The organism is Mycolicibacterium sp. XJ870, from assembly GCF_053483975.1.
The window spans coordinates 161,605-179,118 of sequence record NZ_JBEFTI010000001.1 but is presented as its reverse complement, the minus strand read 5'-3'; the positions used below and the strand labels follow the sequence as shown (position 1 = coordinate 179,118).

General features: G+C 65.5%; 18 protein-coding genes. 12 read left to right on the top strand and 6 right to left on the bottom strand.

Annotation, left to right across the window (positions count from 1 at the left end; translation table 11 throughout):
- Positions 1 to 12: 12 nt before the first annotated feature.
- The 3 genes from ABQF30_RS00955 to ABQF30_RS00945 form a co-directional block, all read right to left on the bottom strand.
- Positions 13 to 1,002, bottom strand: coding sequence for a CobW family GTP-binding protein (locus ABQF30_RS00955; RefSeq protein WP_448460275.1), 990 nt, complete (start codon positions 1,000 to 1,002; stop codon positions 13 to 15).
- Positions 1,003 to 1,020: 18 nt separating this feature from the next.
- Positions 1,021 to 2,805 (bottom strand): hydroxysqualene dehydroxylase, encoded by a 1,785-nt coding sequence (locus tag ABQF30_RS00950; RefSeq protein ID WP_448460273.1) that lies wholly within the window; start codon positions 2,803 to 2,805, stop codon positions 1,021 to 1,023.
- 81 nt (positions 2,806 to 2,886) lie between these two features.
- Positions 2,887 to 4,104: a TetR/AcrR family transcriptional regulator gene (locus ABQF30_RS00945; protein WP_448460272.1), complete on the bottom strand. Its 1,218-nt coding sequence runs from the start codon at positions 4,102 to 4,104 to the stop codon at positions 2,887 to 2,889.
- A 222-nt stretch (positions 4,105 to 4,326) separates the two neighbouring features.
- On the opposite strand from ABQF30_RS00945, the gene ABQF30_RS00940 reads away from it, so the two are divergent.
- From ABQF30_RS00940 to ABQF30_RS00905, 8 genes are all read left to right on the top strand, one after another.
- Positions 4,327 to 5,139, top strand: coding sequence for an MlaE family ABC transporter permease (locus tag ABQF30_RS00940; RefSeq protein ID WP_448460270.1), 813 nt, complete (start codon positions 4,327 to 4,329; stop codon positions 5,137 to 5,139).
- Positions 5,136 to 5,993 (top strand): MlaE family ABC transporter permease, encoded by an 858-nt coding sequence (locus ABQF30_RS00935; protein WP_448460269.1) that lies wholly within the window; start codon positions 5,136 to 5,138, stop codon positions 5,991 to 5,993. Before ABQF30_RS00940 ends, ABQF30_RS00935 begins: the two co-directional genes overlap by 4 nt.
- An 80-nt stretch (positions 5,994 to 6,073) precedes the next feature.
- On the top strand, positions 6,074 to 7,381 hold the full coding sequence (locus ABQF30_RS00930; protein ID WP_448460267.1) for an MCE family protein: 1,308 nt from the start codon (positions 6,074 to 6,076) through the stop codon (positions 7,379 to 7,381).
- Complete coding sequence (locus tag ABQF30_RS00925) at positions 7,378 to 8,421, top strand: MlaD family protein (RefSeq protein WP_448460265.1); 1,044 nt, start codon at positions 7,378 to 7,380, stop codon at positions 8,419 to 8,421. Before ABQF30_RS00930 ends, ABQF30_RS00925 begins: the two co-directional genes overlap by 4 nt.
- On the top strand, positions 8,422 to 9,477 hold the full coding sequence (locus ABQF30_RS00920; RefSeq protein ID WP_448460263.1) for an MCE family protein: 1,056 nt from the start codon (positions 8,422 to 8,424) through the stop codon (positions 9,475 to 9,477).
- Positions 9,474 to 10,577, top strand: a complete 1,104-nt coding sequence (locus ABQF30_RS00915) for an MCE family protein (RefSeq protein ID WP_448460261.1) — start codon at positions 9,474 to 9,476, stop codon at positions 10,575 to 10,577. The genes ABQF30_RS00920 and ABQF30_RS00915 overlap by 4 nt, the downstream gene beginning before the upstream one ends.
- 2 nt (positions 10,578 to 10,579) lie before the next feature.
- On the top strand, positions 10,580 to 11,638 hold the full coding sequence (locus tag ABQF30_RS00910) for an MCE family protein (RefSeq protein ID WP_448460259.1): 1,059 nt from the start codon (positions 10,580 to 10,582) through the stop codon (positions 11,636 to 11,638).
- Positions 11,635 to 12,858 carry an MlaD family protein gene (locus tag ABQF30_RS00905; RefSeq protein ID WP_448460257.1) on the top strand — a complete coding sequence of 408 codons (1,224 nt, stop codon included), beginning with the start codon at positions 11,635 to 11,637 and terminating at the stop codon, positions 12,856 to 12,858. The genes ABQF30_RS00910 and ABQF30_RS00905 overlap by 4 nt, the downstream gene beginning before the upstream one ends.
- On the opposite strand, the gene ABQF30_RS00900 is transcribed toward ABQF30_RS00905, so the two are convergent.
- Positions 12,819 to 13,049, bottom strand: a complete 231-nt coding sequence (locus ABQF30_RS00900; RefSeq protein ID WP_448460256.1) for a hypothetical protein — start codon at positions 13,047 to 13,049, stop codon at positions 12,819 to 12,821. The two genes, ABQF30_RS00905 and ABQF30_RS00900, sit on opposite strands and share 40 nt — an antisense overlap.
- Before the next feature lie 53 nt (positions 13,050 to 13,102).
- Between ABQF30_RS00900 and ABQF30_RS00895 the strand changes: the two genes are divergently transcribed.
- Positions 13,103 to 13,267, top strand: coding sequence for a hypothetical protein (locus ABQF30_RS00895; protein ID WP_448460254.1), 165 nt, complete (start codon positions 13,103 to 13,105; stop codon positions 13,265 to 13,267).
- A gap of 10 nt (positions 13,268 to 13,277) precedes the next feature.
- Positions 13,278 to 14,183: an oxygenase MpaB family protein gene (locus tag ABQF30_RS00890; RefSeq protein ID WP_448460252.1), complete on the top strand. Its 906-nt coding sequence runs from the start codon at positions 13,278 to 13,280 to the stop codon at positions 14,181 to 14,183.
- Positions 14,184 to 14,273: 90 nt separating this feature from the next.
- On the opposite strand, the gene ABQF30_RS00885 is transcribed toward ABQF30_RS00890, so the two are convergent.
- Positions 14,274 to 14,783 (bottom strand): hypothetical protein, encoded by a 510-nt coding sequence (locus ABQF30_RS00885; RefSeq protein ID WP_448460250.1) that lies wholly within the window; start codon positions 14,781 to 14,783, stop codon positions 14,274 to 14,276.
- Between the two features lie 292 nt (positions 14,784 to 15,075).
- Positions 15,076 to 15,765: a demethylmenaquinone methyltransferase gene (locus ABQF30_RS00880; protein ID WP_448460248.1), complete on the bottom strand. Its 690-nt coding sequence runs from the start codon at positions 15,763 to 15,765 to the stop codon at positions 15,076 to 15,078.
- 70 nt (positions 15,766 to 15,835) lie between these two features.
- On the opposite strand from ABQF30_RS00880, the gene ABQF30_RS00875 reads away from it, so the two are divergent.
- Positions 15,836 to 16,660 carry an SDR family oxidoreductase gene (locus ABQF30_RS00875; protein ID WP_448460246.1) on the top strand — a complete coding sequence of 275 codons (825 nt, stop codon included), beginning with the start codon at positions 15,836 to 15,838 and terminating at the stop codon, positions 16,658 to 16,660.
- A 20-nt stretch (positions 16,661 to 16,680) separates the two neighbouring features.
- Positions 16,681 to 17,505 (top strand): alpha/beta fold hydrolase, encoded by an 825-nt coding sequence (locus tag ABQF30_RS00870; RefSeq protein WP_448460244.1) that lies wholly within the window; start codon positions 16,681 to 16,683, stop codon positions 17,503 to 17,505.
- Positions 17,506 to 17,514: the final 9 nt, after the last annotated feature.

Here is a 17,514-nt window from a genome sequence, read left to right as displayed (position 1 = left end):
CCGCGGCCGCGATCACACGACGTAGCGCAGCACACCAAGGATCGCCTGATCGTCGGCTTTCTCGCTGACGCAGGCCGCAAGTTCGGCATGGACGTCGTCGACGCACATGTCCGTCCCGATCAGCACCAGCGAGGTGCGGCGCGGCTCGCCACTGCCCCACTGCTGCCGCTCGAACCGCAACGAACTGCCCACCAGCTGCATGACGAACCTGCGCCCCGAGCCTGCCGCGCCGAAGTCGACGAACCCCTTCGCCCGGTAAAGCCCGGCCGGCCGGCTCTGCAGGAAGCCCATCAGCCGCCGCGGATCCAGCGGTGTGTCGCTACAGAACTCGACGCTCTCAAAGGCTGCATGCTCATGCTCGTCGTGTTCGTGGTCGTCCCACAGCATTTCGTCGAGGCTGAGCTGACCGGCCCGCGGCGGCTGGTCGACCGGGTCGATCAGCAGGGCGGGGTCTAGCCGGCCGAACTCGGTGTGCAGCACCGGAACCCGCGGATTGACTGCCGCCACCTTGGCCCGCACGCCCTCGAGTTCGGCGGCACTGACCCGGTCGACTTTGTTGAGCACGACGAGATCGGCCGCACGCACGCTGTGCCCCAGATTGGCGCGGGCTGATTCGACAGCGTCGACCACGAGCACCAGGCCCGCATAGTGGTAGCGCTTGTCGCCGGCCATGGCGATGGTGCGGGCCAGCGCCGCAGGCTCGGCCAGGCCGCTGGCCTCCACCACGATGAGGTCCAGCCGCGGCTTGACCGCCGCGAGCTTGCCGAGCATCTCACCGGCCTCGTCGGCGTCGACCGCACAGCAGATGCAGCCGTTGGACAGCGCGGCCATCGCGTCCACCTGGCCTGCGACCAGCATGGCGTCGATATTGACTGCGCCGAAGTCGTTGACCAGGGCGCCGATCCGCACGCCGCGGCTGTTGCGCAGCAGATGGTTGAGCAGCGTCGTCTTCCCGGCTCCGAGATATCCCGCGATGGCCAACACAGGTACTGATCCGCTCACCCGGCCATCGTAGGGACATCACGTCGGCCAGAAGGAATCCACGATGTCCAAAGCGTTGGGCAGCTTCTTGCGGTACCGGGCCTTGTCGGCCGCCTTGAAGGGACCCCACCACGGCGCCTGGAACAGCCCCACGATTCTCACCTTCGGCCCGCGGTACCCGGAGGCCTGCAACACCCCGTTCGCGGCGTAGCGACCGCCTTCGTTGGCACCCTCCATCGTCGTCACGTTCTGGTCGGTCTTGATCCATTCCCCGGCGAGGAACAGGTTGTCGATCCCGGTGACCGCCTCCGGGCGGCGCGCCCACGAACCCGGATCCTGGATGAACAGCGGCTCGTCGTTGCGGACATTGGGGGTGCCCGAGTCGATGATCGACGGGTCGAGAAACCATGAATGCAACATGGCGTCGGTAAGCACCGTGCCCGTGTCGTTGAGGTGCGCCTTGATCTGCGCCCACGCCTCGGCGGCGATATCGGCCGGTCTACAGTCCCTGGCACTGCGCCGGTTGAAGTTGCCCGGGGTGGTCCAGTCCGAAATGATCGCCGACAGACAGTCTTTGACGCTTCCGTCGCCGTAGGTCGTAAGGCTGCGCTTCCAGAACTGCTCCTCGCTGATCGAAGTCAGGCCCCACCCGGAGTCGACGTAGTTGACGTGGCCCTTGGTGACGTCGACGCGCTCGCGCAGGTAGAACATCAGGCCGTTCATCCACTCGGTGCGCAGCGCGGCCACGTTGGCAAGCTTGGGATCGGCGGCGATGACGTCGGGCGTGAGCACCGCGGCCAGCTTCTCGCACGGCACCGCGGAGACATACCAGTCGGCGACCACCGGTTGCGCCACGCCGCTGCCGTCCACCACGGTCGCCGACGCGATATGACGGCCGTTGGGCGTGAACCCGGCCAATGCCTGCCCGACCCGGAACGTCACGCCGAGCCGTTGCAAATGCGCGACCCACGGATCGAGCCATTGCAAACTGGTCGGACCGTTGAGCACGCGGTCGAAGCCCTTGTTGTCGATATCGTTGCCCAACAGCAGGATCGACCACACCGACGCCTCACCGACCAAGCCGATCGAATGAGCGCTGGCGTCTTTGGATTTCGATGCGGCCAGATTGCGGATGATGCCGTCGGCGAGATAGCGGTTGTACTCGGCGGACCTCTTGTCCGCGCCGATGAACTTCTCCCACGTCATGTTGTCCCACTGGCCGAGTTTGCGCTCGTCGCAACTGGTCACGTAGACCGCGAGCTTCTGCGCGGCGTAGACGGCCTCTTGCGGAGGCAGTCGGAACAGCGTCTGGAACACGCTGGCGACCGATTCGGTGAAGGCCTTGGGAGTGATCGGATTCGGCAGCGTCGGTAACGGGAACGGCAGCGGGATGGTCAGATCGGCCCGGTTCAACCCCGAGTGCAGGTACGAGGTGGCACGGGTGAGGTTCTGCCACACCCCGAACGTGTTGCCTCGAAACGGGATGCGCCGCATGGTGTCGGTGACATTGCGGTAGAACCCGGGAAAGAACCGGAAACCGTGCTCGGCCGGCAGCGGATTGGCACCGGAGTTCGGCACTGCGATCGAACGCGCTTTGCCGCCCAAGGCTTTTCGCTCGAACACGGTGACCTGGAAGCCACGTTCAGCCAGCTCGTGGGCCGCGGTGAGACCGGCCACCCCGGCGCCGAACACTGCGACGGTTCGGCCGGGTGCCGCTCGGGCCGTGCTCGGCGCGCTCAGCGCTGCCGCGGCCACCCCCGCTGTAGCTGTGCCGGCCAGAAATGACCGACGCGAGAAACGCTGCTGCTCTACCCGACCCGACATCGCCACCCCGCCTACGTTGCGGAACCCCGTCGAGGTATAAGTTAACGGCTATTCTGCTTCGAGCTCGGCATTTGCGCTGCCCTAGCGGCGTGTTGCGACGGATGACCGCGCCGGAAGTCGACCGAACAACGTCACCTCCATCATCCGGCACACGCTCGCCCGGGAGTGCTCGGTGTTGTCGTACGCGACGAGCCGGCCGAGATCGACGACAAGCGCCAGCGCCGCGTGCACCGCGAAGCGCGCATGCGCGACCGTGTACTGCGGGCGCACCGCGACCACCAGTTCTGCCCACGACTCCACCGTCGCACGCTGGATCGCCCGCAGCGTCGCCTGATCGGATGCCGGGAGGTTCGCCCATTCGGTGTAGTACAGGTAGCCGAGTTCCGGCTTGTCGAACGATCGAGCCACATATGCGGCGACGAGCTCGATCAGCGCGACCTGCGCATCCGGATACGAGCCGACAACACTGGACAGATCGCTGGAAACCCGGTCGGCAGCGCGGCGGAAGATCGCGGCCAGTATGTCGGCCTTGCCCGGAAAGTAGCGGTAGATCCCCGATGTCGGCATCCCGACCGCCGCCGCGATGTCCTCCATACTCGTCTCCCGGTAGCCACGTTCGTTGAACAGCACCATCGACTCATGCAGCAGTGCTTCGTATTTGCCCACACCGGCCGCCGGTACGAGAACCGGGAATACCCCGGGCGCGTCCACCTGCGCCGGCAAAGGCGCCGCCAGCACCGTCGTCGCCAAATCCGACAGCAACCCGCGTATCTCACCGACCGACAACAGGGCACGGTGATCGGCGACGCTACCGACCACGCTCAGCGCCGCAGAAGACACCGTCCACCGTTCTCGTGAGGTCAACTCCGGGCGCAGGCGACCCAACGGAAGGTGCAGCCGACGATTCACCACCTTCATCTGATCCATGAGCGCCGACTGGTCTTCACGATTCAGGTAGCGGCCCTCCCACCGATACAGGCCGCCGCAGTGGCGATTAGAGAGGGCAGTGTCGATCAGCGCAGCGACCAGTGCGTCGCGCAGCGCGTCGGGATCGGTGTCGGCCGGCTGCTCGTCGGCGAATGCGGTGGCGTCGACCAACTGTTGGCCGAGGGCCAGCACGGCGGTTCGGAACAGGTGGTACTTGCTCGGCGCGTGGCGGTAGAGGGCGGCCGCGGATATTCCGACCCGCGCCGCGATCAGCCCCATGCTGACGCCGTGATAGCCCGACGAGCTGAAAGCGTCCGCCGCGGCCCGGGCGATCTGCTCCTTGCGATCCTTGGGCCGCCGAGTCCGGGTCAACGCAGCCCCACAAGCGAAATCCTTACTAGCTTATCCGGCCACACTCGCCTCGACGCCATATCAGATCATCCCTGTTCTCAAGCGCTATTAACGCCGCGCAGCAGCTATCCGGGACCCGACCCGCACCGAGTTTAGACACAGAATAGCCATTCACATAATCCTTGCGGTGGCATCACGAGATGTGACATGCTCCACACAACGCGGCCCGGGCGAAAGGATGCGATGACGTACGAACTGCCGGCGGCCAAAGGGCCGGTGCGCGATGTTCTGGTGCAGGGCGGCTACGTCCTCGGCTTCTCGGTACAGGCCATCGTGAGCGTCGTCACCGCGATGGTGCGCAGACGCCTGGTGCTGGATGAGGTTGTCGCACAGACACTTTTCATCGGACGGGTGTGCACCGGGCCGGCCCTGCTGCTGATGATGCCCATCGGCGTGTTCATCGCGGTCTCGGTCGGCGAACTGGCCGGCCGCATCGGAGCGGGCGGATACTCCGGTGCCGTAGTGGCTTTCATCGTCGTCGGTCAGGCCGCGGCATTGGTGTGCGCGCTGATGATGGCCGGTGTCGCCGGCTCCGCGATCTGCACCGACCTCGGCTCCCGCACCATCCGCGAGGAGATCGACGCGATGGAGGTCATGGGACTCGACGTGATCGAACGGCTCGTGGCACCCCGCCTGGTCGCGGCCGTCATTGTCGCGGTGGCACTGTGCTCGATCGTGACGTTCGGCGGTGTGATGGCCTGCTACCTCTACCACATCAGCGTGCAGCATCTGCCCGCCGGAACATTCCTGGCGACCTTCAGCCAGTACGGCCAGGTGTCGGATTTCGTGATGGCACTGATCAAGTCGGCCGTATTCGGCTTGACCGCAACGCTCGTGGCGACGTTCAAAGGCCTGCATACCAAGGGCGGGCCCGCGGGAGTGGCCAACTCGGTGAACGAGGCCGTCGTGCTGGCCTTCGCCCTGGTGTTCATCCTCAACACCACGATGTCGGCGCTCTACACCGTGGTCGTTCCCGCCGTGGGCAGTTACCGATGACCAGTATCACCACCAGTGCTGCGCTGCAACAGGTTTCCCGACCCGCCGTTGCGGGCTACGACGCACTAGCCGTGATCGGCCAGCACGTCAGCTTCTACGTCAAGGTGCTGGCGTCACTGCCGTATGCGTTGGTGCGCTACCGCAGACACACGTTGAGCCAGATCGGCGAGGTCACCTTCGGCAGCAGTTCGCTGCTGTCGGGTGGCGGCACCATCGGCATCGTGTTCGCCATGTCGCTGGCCGCGGCGATGATGCTCGGCGTCGAGACCCAGCGCGGCCTGGACCTGGTCGGCATGAACACGCTGTCGGGCATGCTGGCCGCGATCGCGAATACCCGCGAGCTTGCACCGGTGGTGGTGGCCATCGCATTGGCGGCCAAGGTCGGAACGGGATTCACCGCGCAGATCGGCGCGATGCGGATCTCCGACGAGATCGACGCGCTCGACGCGATGGCGCTGCGGTCGGTGCCGTATCTGGTCGGCACGCGGGTCCTGGCGTCAGTGGTCTGCGTCATCCCGATCTACATGATCGGCCTGCTCGCGAGCTACCTGTCCACCCGCACCGTGGTGGTGTTCTTCAACGGCGCCTCCCCCGGCACCTACGACTATTTCTTCCACCTCGCACTCGACCCGAGCGATCTGCTCTACTCGGGCATCAAGGCGATCGTGTTCGCGATCGTGGTGGCGTTGGTGCACTGCACCTACGGCTATTTCGCGTCCGGCGGCCCGGCCGGCGTGGGCCAAGCTGCCGGGCGTGCATTACGCACCGCGATCCTGGCAGTCGGAATCCTTGATGTCCTCCTCACATTCGCGCTGTGGGGTCTGGTTCCCGAGATCCCGGGGATGGGCATGTGATGAGACACCCACTGCGTAAGAGAAGATCAGGTCCGCCGAGCCGAAAGCGACTGGCCGCACGGGGCATTACCGCAGTAGCGGTGGCTGTGGCCGTCGCCGCGGTGCTGGTTGCCCGCGCGTCGGGCACTCTCGACCGCACCACCGACGTGTTCGTCGGTGTGCCGGTATCGGCCGGGTTGATCACCAGCCAGTCGCCGGTGCGGTACCACGGCGTCAACGTCGGTCGCATCGCCGACATCGAATCGGGCACCGAGACGTCGCGGGTACGCCTGGCCATCGAACCGGATGTGCTGCCGGTCATTCCGTCGTCGGTGATGGCCCGAATCGTGCCCCGCACCTTCTTCGGCGACATATACCTGCAACTGGTCGACTCCGAAGGTGAGCGGTCGACCGTGGGGCTGGAAGGCGGTGACACGGTCTCCATCGACAACAGCCCGGGTGCGATGGCCCTCTACGACGTCTTCACCAAGATCGTCGAACTGTTCTCGCAGATCAAACCCGAACGCATGCAGGTGGCACTCACCGCGATCAGCCAGTCACTGAACGGCCGGGGCAGCGAAATCGGTTCGACCATAGACAATTTGAGCGCGGTCACCGAGACCCTGACCCCGTCGCTGCTGCGGTTCCTGGACACCACACCACAGTTCCGCGACGTCATGGCCGCGCTGAACTCCGCCACCCCGGACATCATCACGACGCTGTCGGCGGCGACCTCGGTGTCCAACCGCATGGTCGACGATCACCGGCGATTCGCCTCAGCCATGGCCGGTTTCGCCCGGTTCTCCTCGGTGCTCACCTCGTTCCTGTCTGACCACCGCGAACACTTGATCACCGTCGTCGACGCGGCGGGCAAGATCTTGGCGACCACTGCCGCGCAGCCACTCGGTCTGGTGGATACGCTGGCCGGTGCCCAGGCATTCGGTGAGGCGGGCGCGAAGGTCTTCGCGACGGGCAAGTTCAACATCACCGCTGTCGCGACCTTCGCGGGGCCGATGCCGTACTCCCTGGCGGACTGCCCGGTCTATGGCACGACTTCCGGGGCCCGGTGCGCTGAATCCGCCCCGTCCAGCCTGGTTCCCGGGCAACCCGCAGATGTGCTGGCGCGCCCTGCCGCTGACTTGCCGCTGACGCCGTTCACGCCGCCTGCACCGCACCTGCCCACGCATTCGTCGCTGCCGCCGGGTCCGGGACTTCCCGAGGCCGCACCGATCCCGACCGGTGCCGCGCCCGCATCGGCGACCGTCGACCCTGCGAAAGAAGCGCATGCACTCGCGGTGTTGCAGGACGAGTTGGCGCCTCCGCGAAGTGGGCCGACGACGGCGCCGAACATCGCGACCGTCGTGATGCTCGGACCGCTGGTTCGCGGCACGGAGGTGCGGCTGTCATGAGCCGAAATTGGGCGTGGCTCAAGCTGGGCGCGTTCTGCACTGCCGGGGTGGCCAGCGCGGTGCTGGTCGCGAACACGCTGTCGGTACCGGTGCGCGGCAGTACCGTCACCTACCTGGCCGAGTTCGCCAGCGTCGAAGGGCTCAATGTCGGAAACCCGGTGACCATGAACGGCATTCGGATCGGCCGCGTCGACTCGATCAGGTTCGCACCCATGCCTGACGGCACCAGCCGGGCCGACGTCGGTATCGAGGTGGAAGCCGACTACACGTTGACCACCGACGTCCGGGCGGCAGTGCGGTACGGCGACATGCTGGGCGCTCGCTATGTGGCGCTGTCCGATCCCGGCGGCGGCATCATGGCCGTCTCGACCGACGACCCACCGGCCCACCTGGCCGCTGGGAGCGTCATCCCGTTGGCGCAGACTTCCCCGGCGGTCGATCTGACCGCTCTGCTCAACGGGTTCAAACCATTGTTCGATGCGCTGGCGCCAGAGCAGGTCAATACCCTGACGCGCGGCTTCGTCGAGACGTTCAGCGGGCAGTCGCAGACATTGACGACGCTGCTCACCCAGATCGCGGCCATGACAGGCTCTTTGAGCAACAACTCCGAGGTCTTCACTCGCCTCATCGACAACATGTCGACGCTGATGCAGACGGTCCACACCCGACAGCCTCAGATGGAGGAGATGCTCGGTGGGCTCAACCGGCTCAGCGCGGCGGTGCTCGCCGGAGACGGACAACTCGGGCTGCTCATCGACGAAGGCAATGCGGTGCTGGCCACCCTGTCCAACACCGTCAACCGGTCTACCGGATCCTACGGAGACACCATCACCAATCTGAAGTCGATGCTGCAGACCTGGGAGCCGAACAGTGACGAGTTCGCCCAACTGGTCGGCCGTCTGCCGCAGTTCGGCGATGCGATCAACCGGGCCTCCAGCTACGGCGGATTCGTGAGCCTGTACCTTTGCAACTTCACTCTCAAGGTCGCCGGTCACGAAGCCAACATCTTCGGCAGTCGACATTCCGAGGTGTGCCTGTAGATGTTTCTCGTCAAACTTATCGACCTGTTCGTCGGGGCGGTGATCTTCCTCTTCGTCAAAGATCAACGCAGGCACAACCCGTCGATTCCATTGGCGCTCGGGGTGATCGGCACCATCACCCTCGTCGCGATCATGCTTATCTCAATCGGCGTACCCCGCCTCGTCTACCACGTTCGCACCGATTCCTACGTCGCCGAGATGGCCAACGCGAGCGGGCTCACCGGCGGCGACCCGGTCTATGTCGCAGGCGTGCCCGCCGGACGTGTCGAGCGAGTCACATTGGCCGGCAACCATGTTCGGGTCGGGTTCCGGCTGGACAAGGCGCAGCCGCTGGGTAACCGAACCACCGTGACGGTGCGGTTACGGACAGTACTGGGCAAGCGGTTCCTCGACGTGATGCCCGCCGGCACCCGCAATGGTCAGGAATCCAATGTCATCCCATTGGCCCGCACCACGGTGCCCTACAGTCTGGACGACGTCGGTCGCAAGGCGGCGGACTCCGCCGCAGGCGTCGAGCAACAACCGCTGGCCGAGATGATGAGCACCCTCACCGAATCCATGCCGGGAGACAACGAAGACCTGGGCAGGACGCTGGCCGGAATCAGCGCTGCCAGTGCGGCATTCGCTGACAACGGCGAGAAGGTCGACGAGATGCTGCGGATCTCGCGCTCGTTGTCGGAGATGTTGGTCAAGCAGACCGACTCGCTGGCAGACACAGCGGCAAACGCCCAGTACATCGTCGCGTCGTTGGCCGCGCGCCGGCAGGCGCTGACCGACATCGTCAACAACCTCAGTGCGGTTGTGCATCAGCTCGCCTCCGTCTACTCCGCCAAGCAGGAGGACTTCAGCGCCCTGATCACCAGCCTGACCGCCGTCACCGGCACGTTGAAAGCCAACGCCGACAAGATCGACCAGACCCTGCTGCAGATGCCCCCCGCAATTCGCGCCGTCACCAACGCGACCGGCAATGGCACCTGGGCCGACGTCAACTCGCCGTCGCTGGTGATGCCGGACAACCTGTTGTGTTTCTTGAACATTCAGCGGGAGTGTCGATGAGGCGCCACATCGCGATCGGATTGATCGTCGCGCTGTGCACCGGCGCGGCGGGCTGGTACGTGTTCGGGCGCACCAATCGGCCCCAGACGGTGCACGCCGACTTCGGCTACATCAACGGCATCTACCCCGGCAGCAAGGTGACGGTGCTGGGCGTGCCGGTCGGCCGTGTCACCGACGTCAGTCCACAGGGCACCACCGTGCGCGTCACCATGACACTTCCCGCCGATGTGGCGCTGCCCGCCGAGGTCGACGCCTATGTGTTGAGCCCGGCACTCATCAGCGACCGAAGCGTCGAACTGGGGCCCGCCTACAGCGGATCCGGTCCCACCATGCGCGACGGCCACATCATCGGCGTCGAACACAGCCATGCCCCCGTCACCTTCGACAGCATGCTGGGCAGCATCAGCACATTGACCTCGGCTATCGGGCCCGGGCAGGGTGATATCGGCCAGGTGCTGTCCCACGGCGCAGACCAGTGGCGCGACCAAGGAAAGCAGTTCAACGAGGCGATTCGCAATCTCAGCTCGGCCACCGGGGTGCTCGGGGCGCGCGCCGAGGACATCGGCGCGGTGGTCGACAACCTGACGACGCTGATGGCGGCATTCAATCAACGCCAGGTATCGCTGAATCAGGTGGTCTCCGAGCTCGGTCAGGTCGGCGGCAGTTGGGCCGACGCCAACGTCGACATCACCCAGCCGATGGCCGATCTCAAAGTCGTTCTCGAACAAGTGGACACATTCGTCGCCGACCACGGCGACCACCTCGGCACCATCGCCGCCAACCTCAACGCCGTCGGCGATGTCCTGAGCGCCAGACAGCCGCAGCTGGCCGAGTTCATGGACCTGGTGCCGCTGATGATGCAGAACCTGTCCAACACGATCGGCCCCGACCGGCGCGGCCGGATCCGGCTCAACGTGTCCACGGTGCTGACGCAATTCGCTGCGGCACAGAACTTCTGCGACCGGCACATGCTGCCGATGTGCGTCGGAGCCGGCATCACCAATCCGATCTCTTACCCGATCAGCCGATCCGACCCGCTGGGCATCGTGACAGCCGTGACCGGCAACACCCCGCTTCCGAATCCGAAGTACCCGAGGTAGCCGTGCGTAAACCAACTTTGAGCGCCGCCGCGTCCCTCGGTGCGGTTGCGATCGCCGCCGCGTCGGTGTGGGCGTGGAGCGATATCGGGATCCAGGATCTTCCCGTCGGTCGCACCGCACCCGGGGACACCATGGCCGTCACGGTGGTACTGCCCACCGCCGACGGGATCACCATCGGCGCCGACGTCCGCAACGGCCAGAAGGTTGTTGGCAGGGTCAGCGGGATGACGCTGGCCGCGTCCGGGGCATCGGTGCACCTGAGCCTTCGCGACGCCAGTGGGTTGGGCGCCGATACCGTGGCCAGTGTGGAACTCCCTTCCGCACTGGGCAATCCGTTCGTGCGGCTCAGCGCTCAACAGCCTGCGCCGCAGCGCGCGCTGCGCGACGGAGACGTGATACCGCCCAGCCAGACCGAACTGGGACCGCAGATCGAAAGCGCGCTGGCCACATTCGGCGCCCTGCTCAGTCGCAGCGGCGTCGACCAACTCGCCACCATCGTCGCCGAACTGGACAAGGCGTTCGGCGGGCGGGCCGACAAGGTCCGCGGCCTGATCGACTCGATGTCGCTGCTGACGGCCAAAGCCGCGCAGTACCAGGGCGAATTCGACCAGGCGATCACCCTGGCCGCCAACATCACCGATCAGTTCGGCCGCGAACAGCAATCCGTCACCGGCTACCTCGATGCGGTGCCGAAGGTGGTGGCGATGCTCGACGCGCAGCGCGCCGAACTGCAGACGCTGTTCGCCTCGACCACTGCGCTGGCCGCCACCGCGAACAACGTGCTGTCGTCGGCGGACATCGACGCCATGGTGAACGATGCCGAGACGGTCGTCAGCATGCTGGGAACGTTCAACGATCGGCTCGGCGCGACGCTGACCACCATGAACACGTTCATGGAGCGGTTCGGCCAGTCGGTGAAAGGTGACTACCTGATGTTCGATGGGGCCCTGGACATTCCGGGCACCATCGACAAGCTGCTGACGGGCGGGCTGATCGTCAACGGCACACCGATCACCGGCGAGGTCGCACTCGACGGATTCCTGTCCGGAGGCCTCAAGTGAAACGCCTGGTTCTGGTCCAGCTGGTGATCTTCGCCGTGATCGCGGCTGTCGTAGTGCCGTTCGGGATCCGGTATGTGGCCGGGCCGCAAGGCTTCCGGACACCGATGACGTTGACCGCGACGATGGCCGACGCGTTCGGCCTGACCCCGGGAACCAGCGTCACCGTGCGGGGTGTGCAGGTGGGCACGGTCGACGACGTGTGGCTGGATCCCGACGGCACGGCGATGGTGCGGCTGGCCATCGACCCGGGCACCCGGATACCGCGCGACAGCATCCTCACCGTCGGCATGGGCACCGCCGCCGGGATCCAGAGCGTCGACATCTTGCCTCAGACCGACTCCGGGCCCTATTTGACCTCCGGAGACCGGATCGCTGCGCCCGCTGACCGCCAGCCGGTGCAGATGGACCGCATCATGGGCGAGGCCGCGCAGCTGGTGAAAGGCGTTGACACGCAAGCTGTCCAACAGGTCGGCTCCGAACTGTCCAACGCGTTCGAAGGTCTGGGGCCCAGCATGGCCACCCTCATCGACAACGGCGCGGACATCTCCAGGCAGATCCGCGATCAGGCCGGACAACTGCAACTACTGATCGACGGCACCGCCGAACTCGTCACCACCATGGCCGCTGTGGGCGACCCGTTCGTGCGCGGTATGGGCGCCGGCGCGCGGTTGGCCACCCAACTCGACGGCAGCGGGCCCGTGTTCCTTTACCTGACGGATCGCTCGCCGGCAGCGCTGAATTCACTGCAGCGCGTCTTCGACACCTACCAGGGCACGTTCGGCGCCACGCTGGCCAACCTGGCCACCGTCACCCCGATCATCGGGAATCGCAGCCAATCCCTGCAGGCCGGGCTGTCGGCTATCCCGCAGGGTCTGGCTGATCTGACGTCGATCGTCAAGCAGGACGCCACCGGACAGACCCGCGCCGACTTCTCATTGATCGCCACCCAGGGACCGGTATGCAACTACGACGTGGACCGACGCGCCATTGGCGATGTGAGCGCACGCGAACCCAACCTGGTGATGTACTGCCCGCCCGCGCCCGACATGCTCATGCGCGGCGCGATCAACGCGCCCCGACCCGACGATCTCGGTCTGCAGAACTCGCAGACCCCTGGACACCCGGTTGGACCGGAAGTGGTCGAGGACCCGGTGAAGATTCCCACCCTCGCGCAACTCGCCTACAAGTGGCGCAGCATCCTGAAAGGCGGCCCCCAGTGAATCCCGATGACGACGATGAGCGCGGTGAAGCGGTGCTCACCTTGGAACGGCCGGAATCCGAAGACCCAGATCCGGTGGACGATTCGCCACATCGCCGAACACCACGCCGGCTTGTCACCGCGCTCGTCGGCCTGGTGACCGTCGCCGCTCTGGCGGCGCTGGTGATGCTGTCGGTGAGCGAGTACCGCCATCGCCAGACGGAGGCACTGCGGGCCGAGGCCGTGGCCACCTCGCACGACTACAGGTGGTCGACCGGATCGACGGTGACACCGTCACCGTCGTCGCCTTCGTCGACCAGCACGTCACCAATGTCACTGCACCCGAGGGCAGCGAACAGAAGTACCGGATGGTGGTCACTCTGCTGCGCAGTGGTGATCGCTGGATCGTCAACGACGTTCAGACTGTGTGAAAGGACCGCCATGCCAATGACTTACGTCGACCTCGATGCGCCACCGCGGTTGACCACCGCTGAAACCCGGATCACCATCACCCAGCAGGTGCCACGCTGGGTCCGCAAGAAGCACGTCGATCTGACCGACGCACTGGACTTCTGGTCGGCCGCCGGAGCGGCCGCCAACGTCATCATGCAGATGAGCTGGCCCGAGGTCGGCTATGGCGTCGCCGAAAGCCGCGTCACGTCAGGAAGTCTCGCGCACCACCCGTGGAAGCGGTTGCGCACCACCGCGCAGTACCTGGCCGTCGCGATCCTCGGCACCGATGAGGAACGCGCCGCCTACCGTGAGGCCGTCAACACCGCCCATCGGCAGGTCCAGTCCACCGAGGACAGCCCGGTGCGCTACAACGCATTCAACCGCGAACTCCAATTGTGGGTTGCCGCATGCCTGTTCATCTTCTATGAGGACACCCATCAGCTGCTGTACGGCAAGATGACCGACGAGCAGGCCGAGACCTTCTACCAGAGCGCCATGACGATCGGCACCACACTCCAGGTAATTGAGGAGCAGTGGCCGGCCACCCGTGCGGATTTCGACGCCTACTGGAACATCGCCTGTGAACGTGTCCAGATGACCCCGTTCATCAAGGATTACTTGATGGTGTTGGTCAATCTGAAGATGATCAACTGGCCGATGCGGATGATGCTGGCGCCGCTGCTGCGGTTCCTGACGGTCGGCTTCCTCGCGCCGGTGTTCCGCGACGTGATGGAGTTCGAATGGACGGAAACCGACCGTAGGCGCTTCGAGCACCTGTTCCTGTTCGTGTCGTTCGTCAACCGGTTCATTCCAAAGGCATTGCGCAACGGCAACTATGCGGTGCTGATGAAAGACCTGCGCCACCGGATCCGCCGCAAGAAGCCGCTGATCTGATCCTGATCTGACCTGTACCCCTTGCACCGCGAGCGTGCGTGTCTGTTGCCCGCCACGCCGCCATATGCCATGCAATTGCGCACGCTCGTGCTACCTGCCCACGGCGACCAGGTGGTAACCGAGCTTGATGATTGCGTAATCGTTTCCGCCGCATAGCCGGAGGTTGACCTTGAGGCGGATACGTTCCATTTCACTTTGGTCGCCGGTAAGCCCGACCGTGTCCCACGTGCATCTCAGGATTTCAGTACCAGACGCATCCGCCGCGTCACTGTCCTTGAACGAGAATCCCGCCACGCCGACAATTGGTGACACATCCCGCACGCTGCGCCAGGTCGGACCTACAACCATATGAACCTCATATGGCGACCATTTCTTGTCGTCATCGTTGGGATAGGTGTCGCCGATAAGCGGCAGTTCTTGCAGGACATCTTCTCCCGGTAGCGGATCGAGCCCGATCGGAGCGCCGTGGACATTGTGGTTGTCCTTGTCGTGAAAGTTGGCATATCCGGACACCACCCGGCATACGGCCCCGCTGGCTGCCACCGGAATGCTCATGATCTCTTCCGGCTCAAGCGATACCGGCGTAATGATTCCAGCCACCGTGTTCTTCCCTCCACAGATGCGGCGCACTTTTGCGCAGTCACCAAACGCTAAAGCGGGAGCCCGCGAGTGGCTGAGGTAGTCGTGTACCCCAATTGACGCCGCGAGCGAGCGCTCAGATGCGCAACGCGTCGTGCTGTTGCGTACAGACGTCCATCCAGTCGTCGAGGAGATCTACAGCGTCGCCGAACAGTCGGCGGCGACGAGCGTGCGCGTCCTGCTGTCCCGACACGGAGTGGCGGGCAGCAGACACGCACGCTCGCGCGGCAAGGTGCGAGGGGACCCCGCCTACTCAGGCAGGCTTCGTCGCGGCATGGAGCGCGACGATGCCCCCACTCAGGTTGCGCCACCGCACCGAAGACCAGCCGGCCGCACCGATCTGCGCGGCCAACTCGGGCTGGACCGGCCAGGCGCGGATGGACTCGGCCAGATAGACATAGGCGTCCGGATTGCTCGACACCGCGCTGGCCATCCGCGGCAGCGCCTGCATCAGGTACTCCTTGTACAACGTCGAGAACAGCCGGTTGGTCGGGGTGGAGAATTCGCACACCACCAGCCGCCCGCCGGGCCGGGTCACCCGGGCCATCTCGCGCAGCCCGGCGACATGGTCGACGACGTTGCGCAGCCCGAAGCTGATGGTGACCGCGTCGAACACGCCGTCGGCGAACGGCAGCCGCGTGGCGTCGCCTGCGACCTTGGGCACCTGCCGCGAAGCGCCGGCAGCGAGCATGCCCACCGAGAAGTCCGCGGCCACGCACCACGCCCCCGAGGTCGCGAGTTCGACCGTCGACACCGCGGTGCCTGCCGCCAAGTCCAGCACCTTGTCCCCCGGCCCGACGCCCAGTGCCGACTTGGTCTCGCGGCGCCAGAACCGGTCCTGCCCGAGCGACAGCACGGTGTTGGTGAGGTCGTAGCGCCGGGCGACGGCGTCGAACATCGACGCGACTTCGCGGGGGTTCTTCTCCAGGCTTGCTCGACTCACGACGCCGACGCTACCTGTCAATTTCCGTAATCCGGGAATGGGGACGGCCGCTGGCTCGCTGTAGCCCGACATGAGTGCAAAAGTCTGGTTCGTCACTGGTGCGTCACGCGGCTTCGGCCGGGAATGGGCGATCGCGGCCCTTGACCGGGGCGACAAGGTCGCCGCCACCGCCCGCGACACCGCGACGCTGACCGACTTGGCCGAGAAGTACGGCGACGCGCTGCTGCCGCTGCGCCTGGATGTCAACGACCGGGAGGCGGACTTCGCCGCTGTCCAGCAGGCCCATGACCACTTCGGGCACCTCGACATCGTCGTGAACAACGCCGGCTACGGCCAGTTCGGCTTCATCGAAGAACTGTCCGAAGCCGACGCCCGCGATCAGATCGAAACCAACCTGTTCGGCGCCCTGTGGGTCACCCAGGCCGCAATGCCGTTCCTGCGCGCCCAGCGCAGCGGGCACATCATTCAGGTGTCGTCGATCGGCGGCATCACCGCCTTCCCGCTCGTGGGCATGTACCACGCGTCCAAGTGGGCACTGGAGGGTTTCTCGCAATCACTCGCGCAGGAGGTGGCACCGTTCGGCATTCACGTGACGCTGATCGAGCCGGGCGGGTTCGACACCGACTGGGCCGGATCGTCGGCCAGGCACGCAACGCCGCTGCCGGACTACGACGAGGCCCGCGAAGCTGCACAACGAGCGCGTAGGCAGCGCAACGCGAAAGCGGGAGACCCGCAGGCGTCGGCGGCAGCTGTGCTCAAGATCGTCGACGCGGACAAGCCGCCGCTGCGGGTGTTCTTCGGTGAAGTGCCGCTGCAACTGGCCAAGGCCGACTACGAGAGCCGGCTGGCGACCTGGGAGGAATGGCAACCCGTTTCGATCGAAGCCCAGGGCTGATTCGGGATACGTTAAGCACCATGCCCGTCATCACCACCTCCGACAACGTCGAAATCTTCTACAAGGACTGGGGCTCGGGCCAGCCGATCGTGTTCAGCCACGGCTGGCCACTGTCAGCTGACGACTGGGACACCCAGATGCTGTTCTTCCTGCACCACGGCTACCGCGTCGTCGCACATGACCGGCGCGGCCACGGCCGCTCGGCGCAGGTGGCCGACGGCCACGACATGGACCACTACGCCGACGACCTCGCGGCAGTGATCGAGCACCTCGATCTGCACGACGCGATCCACGTCGGGCATTCCACCGGCGGCGGCGAACTGGTGCGCTACCTGGCCCGGCACGGTCAGGACCGCGCGGCCAAGGCGGTGCTGATCAGCTCGGTTCCGCCGTTGATGGTTCAGACCGACGCCAACCCCGGTGGCCTGCCCAAATCGGTGTTCGACGATCTGCAGGCCCAACTGGCGGCCAACCGGTCCGTGTTCTACCGGGCGCTGCCGTCGGGTCCCTTCTACGGCTTCAACCGCGACCGCGCGGAACCGGACGAGGCCATCATCGAAAACTGGTGGCGGCAGGGCATGATGGGCGGCGCCAAGGCCCACTACGACGGCATTGTCGCGTTCTCCCAGACGGACTTCACCGAGGACCTCAAGAAGATCACGCTGCCGTCGCTGGTCATGCACGGCGACGACGACCAGATCGTCCCGTACGCCAATTCCGGTCCCCTTTCGGCGAAGCTGCTGCCGAACGCGACGCTGAAGACCTACGCCGGCTTCCCACACGGCATGCCGACCACGCAGGCCGAGACCATCAACGCCGATCTGCTGGAGTTCATCCGCTCCTGAGGCGGTTTC